The 15,922-nt window shown below is 71.0% G+C and carries 17 protein-coding genes and 4 tRNA genes; 3 read left to right on the top strand and 18 right to left on the bottom strand.

What is annotated here, in order from left to right; all coding sequences use genetic code 11:
- Positions 1-41 precede the first annotated feature (41 nt).
- From rplA to NLX85_RS12135, 16 genes are all read right to left on the bottom strand, one after another.
- A complete protein-coding gene (gene rplA, locus NLX85_RS12210) occupies positions 42-758 on the bottom strand; it encodes a 50S ribosomal protein L1 (RefSeq protein ID WP_254334597.1) in 717 nt (238 codons plus the stop codon).
- An 83-nt stretch (positions 759-841) separates the two neighbouring features.
- On the bottom strand, positions 842-1,273 hold the full coding sequence (gene rplK / locus NLX85_RS12205; RefSeq protein ID WP_091570017.1) for a 50S ribosomal protein L11: 432 nt from the start codon (positions 1,271-1,273) through the stop codon (positions 842-844).
- 186 nt (positions 1,274-1,459) lie between these two features.
- On the bottom strand, positions 1,460-2,182 hold the full coding sequence (gene nusG / locus NLX85_RS12200) for a transcription termination/antitermination protein NusG (protein ID WP_046567240.1): 723 nt from the start codon (positions 2,180-2,182) through the stop codon (positions 1,460-1,462).
- 35 nt (positions 2,183-2,217) lie between these two features.
- Entirely contained in the window at positions 2,218-2,610 is a 393-nt protein-coding gene (gene secE, locus NLX85_RS12195) for a preprotein translocase subunit SecE (RefSeq protein ID WP_254334595.1), read from the bottom strand.
- 214 nt (positions 2,611-2,824) lie between these two features.
- Positions 2,825-2,897, bottom strand: a tRNA-Trp gene (locus tag NLX85_RS12190).
- A gap of 126 nt (positions 2,898-3,023) precedes the next feature.
- The gene (locus NLX85_RS12185) at positions 3,024-3,416 is read right to left on the bottom strand and encodes a MaoC family dehydratase (RefSeq protein WP_091317948.1); all 393 of its coding nucleotides are present in this window, start codon (positions 3,414-3,416) and stop codon (positions 3,024-3,026) included.
- Positions 3,417-3,420: 4 nt separating this feature from the next.
- Positions 3,421-3,867, bottom strand: coding sequence for a MaoC family dehydratase N-terminal domain-containing protein (locus tag NLX85_RS12180; protein ID WP_212831296.1), 447 nt, complete (start codon positions 3,865-3,867; stop codon positions 3,421-3,423).
- A 121-nt stretch (positions 3,868-3,988) separates the two neighbouring features.
- A complete protein-coding gene (rpmG, locus tag NLX85_RS12175) occupies positions 3,989-4,156 on the bottom strand; it encodes a 50S ribosomal protein L33 (protein ID WP_067301359.1) in 168 nt (55 codons plus the stop codon).
- Between the two features lie 132 nt (positions 4,157-4,288).
- Positions 4,289-4,361: transfer RNA gene (locus NLX85_RS12170), tRNA-Met, on the bottom strand.
- A gap of 25 nt (positions 4,362-4,386) precedes the next feature.
- Positions 4,387-4,459: transfer RNA gene (locus NLX85_RS12165), tRNA-Thr, on the bottom strand.
- Positions 4,460-4,555: 96 nt separating this feature from the next.
- Entirely contained in the window at positions 4,556-7,084 is a 2,529-nt protein-coding gene (locus NLX85_RS12160; RefSeq protein ID WP_254334594.1) for a bifunctional diguanylate cyclase/phosphodiesterase, read from the bottom strand.
- Between the two features lie 49 nt (positions 7,085-7,133).
- On the bottom strand, positions 7,134-7,277 hold the full coding sequence (locus NLX85_RS12155; RefSeq protein WP_212831301.1) for a hypothetical protein: 144 nt from the start codon (positions 7,275-7,277) through the stop codon (positions 7,134-7,136).
- A 477-nt stretch (positions 7,278-7,754) separates the two neighbouring features.
- A complete protein-coding gene (locus NLX85_RS12150) occupies positions 7,755-8,951 on the bottom strand; it encodes an epoxide hydrolase family protein (protein ID WP_254335535.1) in 1,197 nt (398 codons plus the stop codon).
- 621 nt (positions 8,952-9,572) lie between these two features.
- Positions 9,573-9,989: an Imm10 family immunity protein gene (locus NLX85_RS12145; RefSeq protein ID WP_254334592.1), complete on the bottom strand. Its 417-nt coding sequence runs from the start codon at positions 9,987-9,989 to the stop codon at positions 9,573-9,575.
- A 272-nt stretch (positions 9,990-10,261) separates the two neighbouring features.
- On the bottom strand, positions 10,262-10,720 hold the full coding sequence (locus NLX85_RS12140; protein WP_254334590.1) for a hypothetical protein: 459 nt from the start codon (positions 10,718-10,720) through the stop codon (positions 10,262-10,264).
- Between the two features lie 156 nt (positions 10,721-10,876).
- Positions 10,877-10,960, bottom strand: a tRNA-Tyr gene (locus NLX85_RS12135).
- A 148-nt stretch (positions 10,961-11,108) separates the two neighbouring features.
- On the opposite strand from NLX85_RS12135, the gene NLX85_RS12130 reads away from it, so the two are divergent.
- Together NLX85_RS12130 and NLX85_RS12125 are read left to right on the top strand one after the other, a co-directional pair.
- Positions 11,109-11,603: a YajQ family cyclic di-GMP-binding protein gene (locus tag NLX85_RS12130; RefSeq protein ID WP_212831324.1), complete on the top strand. Its 495-nt coding sequence runs from the start codon at positions 11,109-11,111 to the stop codon at positions 11,601-11,603.
- A gap of 70 nt (positions 11,604-11,673) precedes the next feature.
- Positions 11,674-11,973, top strand: a complete 300-nt coding sequence (locus NLX85_RS12125; RefSeq protein ID WP_254334589.1) for a putative quinol monooxygenase — start codon at positions 11,674-11,676, stop codon at positions 11,971-11,973.
- Positions 11,974-12,117: 144 nt separating this feature from the next.
- On the opposite strand, the gene NLX85_RS12120 is transcribed toward NLX85_RS12125, so the two are convergent.
- Positions 12,118-13,377 carry an MFS transporter gene (locus NLX85_RS12120; RefSeq protein WP_254334587.1) on the bottom strand — a complete coding sequence of 420 codons (1,260 nt, stop codon included), beginning with the start codon at positions 13,375-13,377 and terminating at the stop codon, positions 12,118-12,120.
- 311 nt (positions 13,378-13,688) lie between these two features.
- Here NLX85_RS12120 and NLX85_RS12115 point away from each other — a divergent pair, with 311 nt between their 5' ends.
- Positions 13,689-14,885: an MFS transporter gene (locus tag NLX85_RS12115; RefSeq protein WP_254334585.1), complete on the top strand. Its 1,197-nt coding sequence runs from the start codon at positions 13,689-13,691 to the stop codon at positions 14,883-14,885.
- A 51-nt stretch (positions 14,886-14,936) separates the two neighbouring features.
- On the opposite strand, the gene htpX is transcribed toward NLX85_RS12115, so the two are convergent.
- Complete coding sequence (gene htpX / locus NLX85_RS12110) at positions 14,937-15,815, bottom strand: zinc metalloprotease HtpX (protein ID WP_254334583.1); 879 nt, start codon at positions 15,813-15,815, stop codon at positions 14,937-14,939.
- Positions 15,816-15,922 lie beyond the last annotated feature (107 nt).

Raw genomic sequence — 15,922 nt, 5'->3', positions numbered from 1 at the left:
CCGCCACCGGTGGTGGCGGGGCCCCGTCAGGGCAGCCGTGCTCAGGCCTCGGTCGTGGCCTCGCTGAGGTTCTTCACCAGCTTCGGGTCGATCGGGACACCCGGGCCCATGGTGGTGGTGAGGGTGACCTTCTTCAGGTACGTGCCCTTGGCCGCGGACGGCTTCGAGCGCAGCACCTCGTCCAGCACCGCCGCGTAGTTGTCGACCAGCTGGGTCTCGGAGAACGAGGCCTTGCCGATGATCAGGTGGAGGTTGGAGTGCTTGTCCACCCGGAAGGTGATCTTACCGCCCTTGATGTCCGAGACGGCCTTGGTGACGTCCATGGTCACCGTGCCGGTCTTCGGGTTCGGCATGAGGCCGCGCGGGCCCAGGATCCGCGCGATCCGGCCGATCTTGGCCATCTGGTCCGGGGTGGCGATCGCCGCGTCGAAGTCCAGCCAACCGCCCTGGATACGGGCGACCAGCTCGTCGGTGCCCACCTCGTCCGCACCCGCGGCGGCGGCCTCCTCGGCCTTCGCGCCGGCGGCGAACACGATCACGCGGGCGGTCTTACCGGTGCCGTGCGGCAGGTTGACCGTGCCGCGGACCATCTGGTCCGCCTTGCGGGGGTCGACGCCGAGGCGCATGGCGACCTCGACCGTGGCGTCGAACTTGACGTTGGTGGTCTCCTTGGCCAGCTTGACGGCCTCGGCGGGGGTGTAGAGCTTCGACCGGTCGATGACCTCGGCGGCCTTGCGGTAGCTCTTGCTGCGCTGCATTTCTGGTAACTCCTGTGGTCTATGGCGGGCCCGCGACTCCGCGGCCCTCCCACGAACGGATCGGGTGGAGCGGTGCTACGAGGTCAGTCGGCGACGGTCAGGCCCATCGACCGGGCGGTGCCGGCGATGATCTTCTCGGCCTGGTCGATGTCGTTGGCGTTCAGGTCCGCCATCTTCTTCTCGGCGATCTCCCGGAGCTGGGCGCGGGTCACCGAGCCGACCTTCTGCGTGTGCGGGACGCCCGAGCCCTTCTGCACGCCGGCGGCCTTGATCAGCAGCCGGGCGGCGGGCGGGGTCTTCAGCACGAAGGTGAAGGTGCGGTCCTCGTAGACGCTGATCTCGGCGGGGACGATGTCGCCCCGCTGGGACTCGGTCTGCGCGTTGTAGGACTTGCAGAACTCCATGATGTTCACGCCGTGCTGGCCGAGCGCGGGGCCGACCGGCGGCGCCGGGGTGGCCTGGCCCGCCGGCAGCTGAAGCGTGAACGTCTTGACGAGCTTCTTCTTCGGAGGCATGTCTCTTCCTGGGGCTTGGAACTGGGATTTTCGCCGGCCCGCGGGCGCGCACGGTCAGCGCGGTGCGGACAGCCGACGTTCTAGGGTAGCGCAGCCTTCCGCCACCCTTGCCGCCGAGGTCCGGCGGGCCGCGGAAACGGCGCACCGGCGGCCGGCCCGGAGGCCCACCGCCGGTGCGGACGTACGTCAGATCTTGGCGACCTGGTTGAAGTTGAGCTCGACCGGGGTCTCCCGGCCGAAGATCGACACCAGGACCTTGAGCTTCTGCTGGTCGGCGTTGATCTCGCTGATCGTCGCCGGCAGCGAGGCGAAGGCGCCGTCGGTGACGGTGACCGAGTCGCCGACCTCGAAGTCGAGGACCTTGACCTCGGGCTTCGCCTTCTTCTGCTCGGTCTCGACCGCCGGGGCCAGCCACTTGAGCACCTCGTCGAGGCTCAGTGGCGCCGGCCGGTCGGCCCGGTCGGTCGCGCCGACGAAGCCGGTGACCCCCGGGGTGTTCCGGACGCAGGAGTAGGACTCGGCGGTCAGCTCCATCCGGACCAGGATGTAGCCCGGGAAGACCTTCGCCTGGACCTGCGACCGCTTGCCGTTCTTGACCTCGACCTCTTCCCGGGTCGGCACCTCGACCTGGTAGATGAAGTCCTCCATGTCGAGGGAGGTGATCCGGGTCTCGAGGTTGGTCTTGACCTTGTTCTCGTAGCCGGCGTACGAGTGCACCACGTACCAGTCGCCCGGGGCGTAGCGCAGCTTCTGGCGCAGCTCGGCGACCGGGTCGAAGTCCTCGTCCGGCGCGGGCTCGGTGGTCGGGAACTCCGGCTCGCTGGCGGCCTCGACCGACTCATCGTTGGCCGCCGTCGCCACCGTGGACTGCTCGTCCGGGGTCTCGGCGGTCTCGTCGTACTCAGGCACGCTCGCTCACTTCCGTCACTATCGCTGTCCGCAGGTCAGCTCGGGTTGCCGAAGACCCACAGCACTGCCTTCGCGAAGCCGTAGTCCAGGCCGGCCACGATCGCCAACATCACCGCGACGAAGGTGACCACCACGGCCGTGTAGGTCAGCAGCTCCTTGCGGGTCGGCCAGATGACCTTACGCAGTTCGGCCACGACCTCGCGGAAGAACCGCGCGATGCGGGCGAACAGCCCGATCCGCTCGGTGTCCCTACGGGTCTTCCGCCCCTCGGTGGAATCGGCGCGGGCCCGCTTGCGCGTGGCGGTGCCGCCCCGGGAGACAGACTCGTCCGCGTCGGTGGCGTCGTCGTCGGCCACACCGTCGACGGTCGCGTCGTCGTCCAGACGCTCGTCGCCGGCGTCCTCGCCGCGCCGCTTGCTCTCGGCCACTTCGCCCTCCGTGCGGGATATCGGGTCGCACGCCGGGCGGCGTGCGCGGCGTGTGGTCACGCCGGCCGGACCAACCGTCCCGCGACGGGCCGCGGCCGGCGGACCGACCGGGAGGGCCCCGAATGCCTCGGAACCAACCCCGCCGATGCCACCACCACGGGCCGGGCGCCGCTGTGCGGCGGCGCGACCCACGGGAACGGTCAGGCCTGAGGCGCAGGGGTGACAGGACTTGAACCTGCAGCCTGCGGTTTTGGAGACCGCTGCTCTGCCAATTGAGCTACACCCCTGTGCGGCAACTCACCCCACCCGGACACGAGGTGCCGAGCAGGGGTCACTTGCCCCACGGCGGACCAGTGTACGGGTAGTCGTGCGACTTTCCCAACCGGTCCACCCCTCGCGCGTCGAACGGATCCTCAGCGAGGTGTCCGGACGGTCGCGCGAGCCTGCGACAGCACCTTCTCTCCCAGGCAGGTCGCGGTGATGTCGAGCCTGGTCAGGCCGTCATCGGTGACCTCCTTGACCACCGCGGAGACCTCGACCTCGGCGCCCTCGTCGGTGTCCGGCACGACCACCGGGCGGGTGAAGCGGACGTTGAAGTCGACCACCGCGTCCGGCGCACCGGCCCAGGTGGTGACCGCCCGGCCGACCAGGGCCATGGTGAACATGCCGTGGGCGATCACCCCGGGCAGGCCCACCTTCGTGGCGGTCCGGTCACTCCAGTGGATCGGGTTGAAGTCGCCCGAGGCGCCCGCGTAGCGGACCAGGTCCGCACGGGTCACCCGGAACGTCTGGGTGGGCAGCTCCATCTCCTCAGGCCTCCCCGCGTACGACGATCTTGGACCAGACGGCGACCACCGGCTCACCGGCGACGGTGCTCACGTCGGTGCGGGTGGTCAGGAAGCCGTGCCCGCCCCGGTTGGTGACCTCCTCGATGGTGTTCACGCAGACCAGCTCGTCCCCGGCCACCACCGGCCGGGTGTACGCGAAGCGCTGGTCGCCGTGCACCACCCGGCTGTAGTCGACGCCCAGCGCCGGGTCCTCGACGATCTGCTGGCTGGCGGCCATGGTCACGATCACCGGGAAGGTCGGCGGGGCCACCACGTCGGGGTGGCCGAGCGCCCGGGCGGCCGCCGGGTCGTGATGCGCCGGGTCGGTCGCCCCGATGGCGGTGGCGAACTCGCGGATCTTTTCTCGGCCCACCTGGTAGGGGGCGGTCGGCGGATAGGTCCGGCCGACGAAGGACGGGTCCAGGGACATGCCGCGAACCTACACGGGAAGCACGAACGCCGATCCGTACGGGCGGTCGGCCATCTGGGGCCGCCGTCCGTGCGGACCGGCGTTCGGAAGCTGTCTGCGGGCCGGCGGTGCCGGCCGTGGGTCAGCGGGTCTCGCGGTGGATGGTGTGCTTGCCGTCCCGGGGGCAGAACTTCTTCAGCTCGATGCGGTCCGGGTCGTTACGACGGTTCTTGCGCGTGATGTAGTTGCGCTCCTTGCACTCCACACACGCCAAAGTGATCTTCGGCCGGACATCGGTCGCCTTCGCCACGGCGGAGTGCCTTCCTCGCTCACGGATAACAACTACGGCGCATCAGCCTACGCACTGACTACGCGGACATGCAAAGTGGGCGCCTGTGGCGCCCATCCCACCGACCACCCGGGCGGACCCGGAGGACGAGAGTAGCGGTGGCCGGACTTGAACCGGCGACACAGCGATTATGAGCCGCTTGCTCTGCCATCTGAGCTACACCGCCGTGGCGGGTCCAGCCGGACCCTCTGAGCCCCCTTACGGAATCGAACCGTAGACCTTCTCCTTACCATGGAGACGCTCTGCCGACTGAGCTAAGGGGGCCTACCCGATCACCCCGTGGGGTGTCGCGCAGAGGAAACAGTACACGACCCCGCCGCCGAGGTGAAATCGGATCCCCCGTTGTCGCGTCCGCGCAGCTCAGGGCACGACCCGCAGGCGGGGAAGCTCGCCCGCCGCGATCGTCTCGGGGTCGACTTGGGCGCCGAACCAGGCCTCCAACCGCTCGTACGGCAGGGGCCGGCTGAACAGGAAGCCCTGGCCGATCTCGCAGCCGATGTCCTGGAGCAGCTCCAGGGTCAGCTCGCTCTCCACGCCCTCGGCCACCACGGCCAGGCCGAACTGCTGCGACAGCGTCACCACGGCGTTGACGATGGCCAGGTCGCCCGGGTCGGTGGCCATCCCCTGCACGAACGAGCGGTCCACCTTGACCTCGTGCACGGGCAGCCGGCGCAGCTGGGCCAGGGACGAGTTGCCGGTGCCGAAGTCGTCCACCGAGAGGCGGACACCGAGGTCGCGGAGGCGCTTCAGGGTCGGGATGGGACGTTCGGTGCCGTCCAGCACGCCGGCCTCGGTGATCTCCAGGGTGAGCCGCTGCGCCGGCACGCCGTATTCCTCCAGCAGATCCCGCACCAGGGCCGGGAAGTGCTGGTCGGTGAGCGTGCGGGCGGCGAGGTTGACCGAGATGGCGAGCGTCTGCTCGCCGTGGCTCCAGTCCCGGCTGCGCCGCAGGCTCTCCCGCAGCACGAACTCGGTGAGCCGGCCGAGCTGGCCGGTGTGCTCGGCCACCGCCACGAAGTCGTCCGGGACCACCGTGCCGTGCGCCGGGTGCTCCCAGCGGGCCAGGCACTCCACGCCGACCAGGCGCCGGTCCCGCAGCGTGACCTTGGGCTGGAAGTAGACCTCCAGCTCTCCGTCGTCCAAGGCTCGGCGCAGGTCACCGGCGAGGCCCAGCCGGCGCAGCGACCGGGACTCCAGCGCCGGGCTGTAGAGCTGGACGCTGCCCGGGACCGACTTGGCGGCCGTGGCGGCCAGGTCGACCCGCTGGAGCAGGGCCGCCGCGTCGCTGCCGTGGTCGGGGTGGACGGCCACACCCACCACGGTGTCCACGTCCAGGGTGAGCGCGTCGAAGACCATTTCGTCGCGGATCTGCTCGCGCAGCTGGCCGGCCAGCTCCAGCGCCGCCTCGGTGCTCTCCAGCCGCAGCGTCACGAGGAACTCGTCGCCGCCGGCCCGACCGACGAGGGCGGAGGAGGGCGCGCAGGCGCGCAGCCGCTCGGCCACCTCGACGAGGACCTTGTCGCCGGCCGCATGGCCGAGCGACTCGTTGACCTGGCGCAGGCGGTCGACGTCGAAGAGCAGCAGGGCCACCACGTCGCCGGGCGCCGCGATCCGGACCGCCTCGGCCACCGCCGCGGTGACCCGCCGGCGGTTCGGCAGCTTGGTCAGCGCGTCGTGCTCGGCGTCGTGCCGCAGCCGGTCGACGAGCCGGGAGTTCTCCAGGGCGACGGCGGCGTGGGCGGCGACGGTCTCCAGCAGCGGGACGTCCGTGCGGCCGAAGGAGTTGCTGGCGCCGAGCCGGTTGGCCACCTCTAGGGTGCCGATGACCACGGGCCCCGAGCGCAGCGGGACCGCGATGACGTCCTTCACCCGCTGCTCGGAGAGGGCGGTACGCAGCTCGGCGTCGGCCACGGGGCCCCGGCCCAGGACGAGGGTGCTGCCCTGCCGGCGGACCCGCTCCCGCAGCGCGGCGGGGGTGGGGGCCACGTCGAGCAGCCCCGTGTCGGCGATCCGGGAGGTCAGCAGCACTTCGGGGTGCCGGCCCTGGGCGGGCAGCCAGAGGGTCGCGTATTCCGCCTGAAGCAGGGCCCGGACCCGGCCCAGCAGGGCATCGGCGAGAGTGCCGTCCTGGCCGCTGCCGCTGACCGCCCGGCTCAGCTCGTACATGTCGGCGAGGGTGCGGTGCTGCCGGAAGAACTGCGTGTACGCCCGGTAGACCAGGGTCAGCGCGGCGATCAGCGCCGCGAGCAGGAGCAGCGACCACCAGGTGGAGGTGATCAGGATCAGGATGATCAGACCCGCGACGATGTTGATCGACGCGGAGAGAAGGGCCGACGGCGACTTGCGGAACGCCTCGCGGCCGGTCTGCCACCCCTGCAACAGGGTGTAGACGCCGGCCACCGAGGTGATGCTGACGACGTTGACCATGATCGCGGCGGTGAAGAGCGTCAGCCAGGTGCGGGGGCCGATCCCCTCGACCGGCGGGAGCGCCTGAAGCACCAGCACGGCGAGCGAGGAGCCGGCAGCGGCGCGGGCGACGTTGAACCAGAGTTTGGTCGTGCCCATCCGGTGCCACAGATGGGTGATGACCGCCGCGGCGGTGTAGATGACCACGACCGTCAACGGACGGGTCAGGTAGAACGCGAGGACCAGCGGGATCTCGGTGAGCGTGACGCCGAGCGACTGACGCCGGACGGTGAAGTTGAGCACCGGCAGCCCGGCGGCCACCATGGCCACCAGCAGCAGCACCGCCAGCGGCCAGCCGCCGAACGGGTGGTGGTTGGCCAGCCCGGTGACCGTCGAGCAGACGACGGCGAACAGCACCAGCGGTGCTGTGATCAGCCAGGCGTGGTCATTCGAACGCGAGCCCTTGGGGGGCTGTCCCGACATGCCGCCCCTTCCGTCGACCCGTCGTCCGGCTCAGATCGGACGGTGCCCGTCAGCGCACCGCAGGCATGTTCCAGATGACGTCAGCGGTCTGCGCGTCTCCCAGCTCCGGGCCAGCGCCGACGAGGATGCCGCTCGCCACGGCGGCGATTGCCAGCATTGAGCCAAGCAGCCGGCCCAGCCTTCGACCAGACATGTCCGCTCTCCTGTCGGGGATAGTTCACAGGGATGGTGGAGGTTCCACGATCGTGCCACAGGGCCGGCACCCAGAAAAGTCGTGGGAGCAGGCCAGATCCGACCGTCGCGAAGGTTCCGCCGTTCGGTCCAGACCCCCAGGGACGCCTAGCCAGATCAGAGGTGTGACTGACCGTCGACCGTTCCGTCCACTGCGGATTCCGACCTTCAACGCGAACCGATCAAGCCACCCAAAAGCCCCGTTCACCCGCTGCGACGCCGCGACATCATCCAGTAGACCCGGAGGACGGCATCCACCCCGGGGCATAGACCACCATACCTCCCCCCGGCCAGAACGCCAGAGGATGATCCAGGTCAATTCCATCCAAATGGCGGGCCCCGCCCCGGCGACAGTCGGCCTTCGGACGGAGCGGCCCGGACGACCGCGGCCGTGGGCCGCGGCTCACCGAGCCAGGAGCGGCGACGGGACCGGAGCGCCTCAGGACTGCCGCAGCGGCCGGAACGCGGCCCGCACCTCGGTCGCGAACAGCTCCGGCTCCTCCCAGGCGGCGAAGTGGCCGCCCTTCTCGACCTCGTTGTAGTAGGCGAGGCCGGGGTAGACCGCCTCGACCCAGCCACGCGGGGCAACCCAGAGCTCACCGGGGAACGCCGTGAAGCCGACCGGCACCGAAACCGGCGGAGGAGCCTGGCCGGACGCCGCGGCCGCGGCCTGGAACCGGCCGAACTCCCAGTACCACCGGGCGGAGGAGGCGCCGGTGCCCGTCAGCCAGTAGAGCGTGATGTTGTCGACGACGCTGTCCCGGGTGAGACCGCCCACGGGCTCGCCGTCGACGAACGCGCGGGCGATCTTGTAGTAGCTGTCCGTGTCGTGGTCGAGCATCCATGCCGCCAGCCCGACGGGTGAGTCCAGCAGCGAGTAGCCAATCGTCTGCGGCCGGGTGGACTGCTCAAGGAAATAGCCGAAGCCGTCCTTCATGAAGGTGTCGAGCGCGCCGTGCGCCGCGCGCTCCTGCTCGGTGTTCGCCGGCAGCTTGTCCTTGATGCCGATCGCCCCGGCCAGCAGGGTGAGGTGGATGCCGAGCAGCCCTTCGGGCCCCTGGCGGCCCATCGCGTCCGTGACGGCGGCGCCCACGTCGCCGCCCTGCGCGACGTAGCGCGGGTAGCCCAGGCGGTCCATCAACTTCGCCCACGCGCCTGCCATGCGGTTGGCGTCCCAGCCGGGCTCGGTCGGCTCGCCCGAGAAGCCGTAGCCGGGTAGGGACGGCAGCACCAGGTGGAACGCGTCCTCCGGCGTGCCGCCGTGCGCCGTCGGGTCGGTGAGCGGACCGACGGACCCGAGCAGCTCGACGACCGACCCCGGCCAGCCGTGCGTCATGATCAGCGGCAGGGCGTCCTCGTGCTTCGACCGCACGTGGATGAAGTGGATCTCGACGCCGTCGATGGAGGTCGTGAACTGCGGCAGCGCGTTCAGCTTCGCCTCGCACGCGCGCCAGTCGTAGCCGGTGGTCCAGTAGCGGGCCAGCTCCTGGACCGTCGCCAGCTGCACGCCCTGGGAGCGGTCGTCGACCAGCTCCCGGCTCGGCCAGCGCGTGGCCTCGATCCGGCGGCGCAGGTCGGCGAGCGCTTCGTCCGACGTGTCGAGCCGGAAGGGACGGACGTCGTTGCCGTTGGACATGCTCTCCACCTGCCCGTTCGCGTCACCCGGCGCCGGGGCGCCGGTGGGGCTGCACGCGCTCATCGTCGCAGCGGCCCGGCGACCGGCGGACCGAAATGCGAATTGCCGCTCGGGTACGACCCGAGACGGCTCACCGGCCCCACGAGAAAGGCCCCGGAGCACGTAGCTCACGGGGCGTCCCTGCACCTGGTGGCGGGTAGAGGATTCGAACCTCTGTAGCTTTCGCAACGGATTTACAGTTTTGCCCGTTATCAAGGTCATCGATGGAAGTCCGGGCAGGTCAGGGCCGCTTTTCTCTCCCGTTGGACGGTCCGGACTCCCCCGCGTGCCCGTTGCGTGCCCCTCCGGAGTGATCTTTGGTCTTCCGTGCCCGGTCAAGGCGGCCCGCAAGCGGCGCGCCGGCCCGGCCCCGGCCTGCTGGCGACCTCCGGCCGGCATCGGCCGGGCCGGCCGGCCACATTGGCGGACGACAAGACCTCGAAGACCTCGGGCTCCGCCCCGAACCCCGACCCTCCTCAGAGATGCCGCTGCGGATCCCCTCGCCGGGCACCACAAGGGCTACCAGCCTCCCCGGACGGTCTACAACTGCCCGACGAGGAGATCCGCCTCAGCTTCGGCCGATCAACCGGCGCCAGGACAATCAAAGCCGCGCAGCGTCGGAATGTCGTGGCTGCGGCCCCAGTTCACGACCAGCGGCAGACCGTCTCGAAAGGCAGAAAGCGAGGCAGCGTCGACGTCGAGCCGGACAGTGGTGATCTCGGCGATTCCGATCGTTCCGGCGGCGTCTGGGGAGAGGCGCAGGGTGAGTTGGCCATCGTCCAACTCCGCGGCGAGCAGGCCGCCGTAATGCGTGCGGCCGTCGCCGGTAGTGAGGCAGTACGTGTCCATGCCGAGCCTGATGTCCTGCTCGTCGGGTTCGTAGTCCGTGCGCTGGAACATCAGCGCGAACCCCGATCCATCCACGCCCTCGGCGAAGCCGGCCTCCACGACCTCGTCGTCTTCGTCGTGCTCGAAGCCTGCTGCGTGCGCGACGATCACTGTCCGTTCGTGCATTGAGTCCTCCGGCCATACATCCCTGCGCCTGCCCCGCTGAGCATAGGAAGACCGACGGTGCCCACTGGAAAGGTCCGCCGAGCCTACAGATCATCCAAGCCGCCGGGCCATCCACGGGCCAGTAGCTACTGCGTCGAGCGGTCACGGGCGGGCACGAGGCGTAGGCGTGCCGGCAACAACGAACCCGCGTTTTGGGCATCACGACCGTTTGAGCGCGCTCTTCCGAACTGACGGTGCGGGTTCGAACCCCGGTGCCTTCAGGAGTGATCGTTCTCCTTCTCGTTCACCGGCGCCCATGAAGGCAGCGCCCGAGTGTCGGGGCCGCTGACGACGCGGATGTCGAACGGGCTCAAGTCGTTGTTCCGGTGCACGGCAGTGAACCCTGCTGCGCCGAGGATCGCGACTACGGCGTCAGCCATCGCGATCATGGCTTCTCCCTGTTGCCGGATCGCGGGATGGTCGATCTGCCCGCGCTGTAGGGCGCTCCCGGCGCTCATTCGGAGTTGAGGGCTCACAGACCGGCCCACCACGACCTGGGGCGCCTCGCTGTGGAAGTACTCGCCCCACCTGTCGACGCGGACCTCCGCCCCGACGGCCAGCTCGGGGGCGAGACCAGGCATGGCCAGCGGGAGCCCCGCCGCGGCGAGTTCGTCACGGACCCGCTGCGCGAGCCGTTCCGGTTCGCTCCCAGCAGCCGCCTCGTCTTTCTCCGGCATGGCCACAACCTAGCCGAGCGCCAGGAGGTGGCAGCTAGGCGTGCCCGTTACGTGCCCGATCACCCGGTGAGCGAGGGGCAACGGAGGTCGACAGCAGCAGCAAACGACGAAGGCCCCTGACTCGCGTTTCCGCAGGTCAAGGGCCTTGCCGTTGCCTGGTGGCGGGTAGAGGATTCGAACCTCTGTAGCTTTCGCGACGGATTTACAGTCCGCTCCCATTGGCCGCTCGGGCAACCCGCCAGGGCACACCACCGCGTCGCGACGCGGCGGCGGAAGCAAGGATAGCGGTTGCCCCCAGGTCCGTCGCAACCGGGTACCGTCAGGGGGTCCCACCGCTGGTCAGTGGGGGACGGATCAGGACAGACCGCCGGACAGCAGGAGCATGATCATGGCAGCGAACCCGTCGTTCGACATCGTGAGCAAGGTCGACCGGCAGGAGGTCGACAACGCCCTCCGCCAGGCGGAGAAGGAGCTCGCGACGCGGTTCGACTTCCGCGGCACCGGCGCCGAGATCTCCTGGTCGGGCGAGGAGGCGATCGGCCTCCAGGCGGAGACCGAGGAGCGGGTCCGGGCCGCGCTGGACGTCTTCAAGGAGAAGCTGGTCAAGCGGAACATCTCGCTGAAGTCGCTGGACGCCGGCGAGGCCCGCGCGTCGGGCAAGGTCTTCAAGATCGACGCCAAGGTCATCCAGGGCATCGACTCGGACAAGGCCAAGGCGATCAGCAAGAAGATCCGCGACGAGGGCCCGAAGGGCGTGCAGGCGCAGATCCAGGGCGACCAGCTCCGGGTCACCGGCAAGAAGAAGGACGACCTTCAGGCCGTCATCGCGCTGCTCAAGGGCGAGGACTTCGGCGTCGCGCTCCAGTTCACGAACTACCGGTAGGACATCCGTCAGGCCGCCGCCCGGATCACCGCCGGGCGGCCGCCTGACCCACGGGAGCGGGGAGCGGACGATGACCTACGGCTATCTCGGGTCGATGAGGACCAGGCCCGGCTGCCGGGACGACGTCGTGGCCATCCTGTTGAGCGGCGTCGAGGGGCTCCGCGAGGCAGGCTGCGAGCTGTACGTGGTGGGCGTCTCCGACCAGGACGACGTCACGATCTGGGTCAGCGAGGTGTGGCAGAGCAAGGAGCACCACGACGCCTCCCTGCGGCTTCCCGAGACCCGGGCGGCCATCGGCCGGGCCATGCCGATGCTCACGGGCGATTTCACCAGCCAGGAAGTGACGGTGGTCGGCGGGCTCGGTCTCTGAGGTCCGCCGACCGCGGTCAGCGCGAGAAGATCAGCAGCAGGATCACGGTCAGCACCGCGCTGACCAGGATCGAGCCGAGACAGCCGATCCGATTCGAGAAGAAGAGGAACATACGTGGGCTTTACCCCGCCCACGGGAATCTGATCAGGCGACGAGCGACTGCTCGGCGCGTACCGCGGCGGCCTCGGCCCGGGCGATCGGGCCGGCGGGCGGCGCGGCGACCGCGGCCCCGACGGCGACCGCCGCCCCGGCGAACAGGAACGCCCAGGGCACGCCGCCCGCGTGGTCGACGATGAGCCCCGCCACCGCTCCCCCGGCGGCGCTAGCCGCCACGGACATGGTGACCACCCAGGTGTACGCCTCGTTCAGCATGCCGGCCGGGGTGATCCGGCCGACCAGGGTGTTCTCCAGGGTCAGCGCGGGGGCGATGGTGGCCCCGCCCAGCACCAGCGCGACGCCGAGCGCCGCCGGCCCGGGCATCACGGCGAAGACGGCGAAGCTGGCCGCGACCGCGCCGAGCAGCCAGGCGAACTGGCGGCTCATGTTGGCGGCGGGCTTGCGTACCCCGAACCAGAAGCCGCCGAAGGCGCTGCCGACACCCCAGACGGCCAGCAGCACGCCGGCGAGGCTCTCCGGGTCGTCGGTGGCGGCGTTCCCGGCGAAGGCCGGGACGATGACGCCGGCCGCGCCGAAGGCGATGCCCAGGCTGGCGACGCAGAGCAGCAGGGCCGGGAAGCCGCCGAGCCTCAGCGGGCCGAGGCCCTTGGCGTGGTGTTCGCGGGGGTGCGGCCGCCAGCCGCGCATGACCCGGCCGAGCGCCACGGCGGTGGTGCCGACCAGGGTGACCACGGCGGCGCCGACCAGCGCGGCGGCGGCGTCGGCGACCAGGACGAAGCCGGCCACCAGCAGCGGGCCGAGCACGAAGACGACCTCGAAGAGGGAGGTCTCCGCGGCGAGCGCGGTGTTGCGCAGGTGGGCCCGGCCGGTGGCGTGGGCGGTGAGGTCGTTCCAGGCGCCCCGAATGGCGGCGGTCAGCGGCGGGTAGGTGGCGCCCGCGACACCCGCGGCCAGGTAGATCAGGGGGAGGTTGTCAGAGCCGGACCGGCTGGCGCCGAGCAGCCCGAAGAGCGCGAGCGGGTGGGCCACGGCGGTGGCCAGCAGCACCGGGGTGGGGCCGACCCGGTCGGCGATCCGCCCGGCGATCGGGCTGAGGGCGGCGCCGGAGAGCGCGTAGATGCCGCCGGCGACGGCGGCGAGCGAGTACCTGTCGGTGACCTCGGCGACGACCAGCAGCAGCGCCAGCGGCGTCATGCCGATCCCGAGCCGGCCGATGACGCCGAGGATCAGCAGCATCGGGGCGCCGGGAATCCGCCAGACGCCCAGGTACTGGCGCAGTGCGGCCAAGGGTGCACCTCCGTGGAGAAGTAACGAGCGGATTCCCTTCCGACCCTAACGCCGCAGGTCGTCCCGCGGACGGTCGGCTCCCTCACAGGGCCGGCCCGGGCGGGGCTGCCGCGCCGGCGCGGAGAGGGTAGTTTGCTGATCGAACCGGGTCCATGCGTGCACAGACTCCGCCGTCGCCGTCCGGGCCGTGCGGCAGTGCCCACCGGTCGCCGCCGGCTCCGCTCTCGGTTGGTACGTCCACCCGCCCGCCGGCTGCGTGAGCACGCCAACGACCAGCGGATCGGGGCGAAGGAAGGGGACCGGTCGAGCTGATGACCGATGCCGACGAACGGCTCGCGCCCCCGCCCGGCTACCGAGCCCTGTTCCGCCACCCGGTCGCCGCCCGGCTCGTCATCGCCCGCGGCATCTCCGAACTGGGCGACTTTGTCGGGCTGGCCGCCCTGCTGCTGCTCGCGTACGACCAGACCGGGTCGGTGCTCGGCCCGGCCGCCGTGTACGCCGCTCGGACGCTCCCCGCCCTGCTGGTCGCGACCGTGTTCAGCGGCTGGCTGGACGTGCCGGCACGGCGCACCATGCTGGTCGGGCTGTCGCTGGCCGGCGCGGCGCTGATCGCGGTGCCGACCGCCGTGCCCCGGCCGCTGCCGGCGATCGTCGCGGCGGGCCTGCTGGGAGCGGTCCGGGCCGCGTACTCCAGCGTCAACGTGGCGATCGCCGCCGAGGCGGTGGACGGCCCGCTGCGACTGCCGCTGTTCGGGCTCTCCGCCTTCGCGAACCAGGTCGGCCAGGTCACCGGCCTGCTCGCCGGGGCCAGCGTGACCGTGGCGCTCGGCCCCCGGGCAGCGCTCCTGGTCGACCTGGTGTCGTTCCTGCTGGCCGCGGTCGTCCTGGCCGGGCTTCCGGCCGGTCGGGGGGAGCGTCGGAAGGCCCGCCCGCCGGCCACCGCCGGCGTACGCATCATCGCCGGCCACCCGGTGCTGCGCGGCGTCGCGCTGCTCACCCTCGGCACGGTGCTGTCCGGGGCGTTGCCGGAGACCCTGGCCCCCGACCTGGCCGGCGGTGGGTGGCGTCCCGTCGTGCTGGCCGCCTCGGCGCTCGGCGGGGCGGTCTTCGTGCTGGTGGCGGCGCGACGGACCTGGCTGGGCCGGGTGGCCGGTCAGGTGGCGGCGGCCGCCTCGTTGGGCGGCGCGTTGCTGCTGGCCGGTCTGCTCACCGCGGTCCACGCCCCGGCCTGGGCGCTGGCGTCGGCGAACGCGCTGATCGGCGCGGGTGGCGGCTGGCTGGTCGGTGCGCAGGCGACCTTCGCCCGGCTGGCGCCCCGGGAGCGGATGGGACAGGTGGAGGCGACCATCGTGGCCGGGAACATCGTCGTCTCCGGCTGCGGGATCTTCCTGCTCGGCGGCACGGCCGAGCTGTTGAGTCCGGCCACCGCCTACCTGGTCGCCGGGGTGCTGCTGCTCGGGGTCGTGCTCTTCGCCCGGCCCGACCGGCTGCCCGAGGCCATGTCCTGAGACGCCTCCGCCCGCGTCCGGACGGACGCGGGCGGAGTCGGTCGGTGCGGGTCAGCGCTGGAACTGCACCGGCCCGGAGCTGCGGGCCAACTGCTCCAGCCGGGCCACCCGCTGCTCCATCGGCGGGTGGGTGGCGAACATCGCGGCGATGCCGCCGCCCCGCTTGAACGGGTTGTCGATCATCAGGTGCGCGGTGCTGGTGAGCTGGCCCTGCGGCGGCAGCGGGCGGGCCTGCGTACCGGCGTGGATCTTGCGCAGGGCGCTGGCCAGGGCCAGCGGGTCGCGGCTCAGCTCGGCGCCGGACTGGTCGGCCTGGAACTCCCGGCTCCGGCTGATCGCCAGCTGGATCAGGGTGGCCGCGATCGGGCCGAGGATCAGGGTGAGCAGCAGCACGGCCGGGTTCGGGCCGTCCTCGTCGTCGGAGGAGCCCAGCGGGATGAACCAGGCGATGTTCGCCAGCGCGGTGATGATGCCGGCCAGGCCGGCCGCCACGCTGGAGATCAGGATGTCCCGGTTGTAGACGTGGGACAGCTCGTGCCCGATCACGCCCCGCAGCTCCCGGTAGTCGAGGATCTCGACGATGCCCTGGGTGACGCAGACCGCCGCGTGCTCCGGGTTACGGCCGGTGGCGAACGCGTTGGGCTGCGCCGTCGGGCTCACGTACAGCCGGGGCATCGGCTTGCCCGCCTGGGTGGAAAGCTCCCGGACCATCCGGTACAGCTCGGGGAACTGTGCCTCGCTGACCGGTTGCGCCCGCATCGAGCGCAGCGCGAGCTTGTCGGAGTAGAAGTAGGTCACGCCGTTCATCAGCAACGAGACGACGACGGCGATGACGAGACCGCCGCTACCGCCGAACCAGTAGCCGACCGCGAGGATCAGCGAGGTCAACAGGCCGAGCAGCGCTGCGGTCTTGAGACGGTTGTGATGCACGATCGCTCCTTCGGTGCGCGGGCCGCGCGGGGCCCGCTGACCGGTTCAACAACACCGGTACCCGTCCACCATCCAGCTCATGGCTGAAAGTTGGCTGAGGATTCCTG

The sequence above is a fragment of the Micromonospora sp. A3M-1-15 genome, assembly GCF_024213425.1.
Lineage (GTDB): Bacteria > Actinomycetota > Actinomycetes > Mycobacteriales > Micromonosporaceae > Micromonospora > Micromonospora chersina.
Note: the sequence above shows the minus strand (reverse complement) of the source record. Positions and strands in the feature narration are given on the sequence as shown.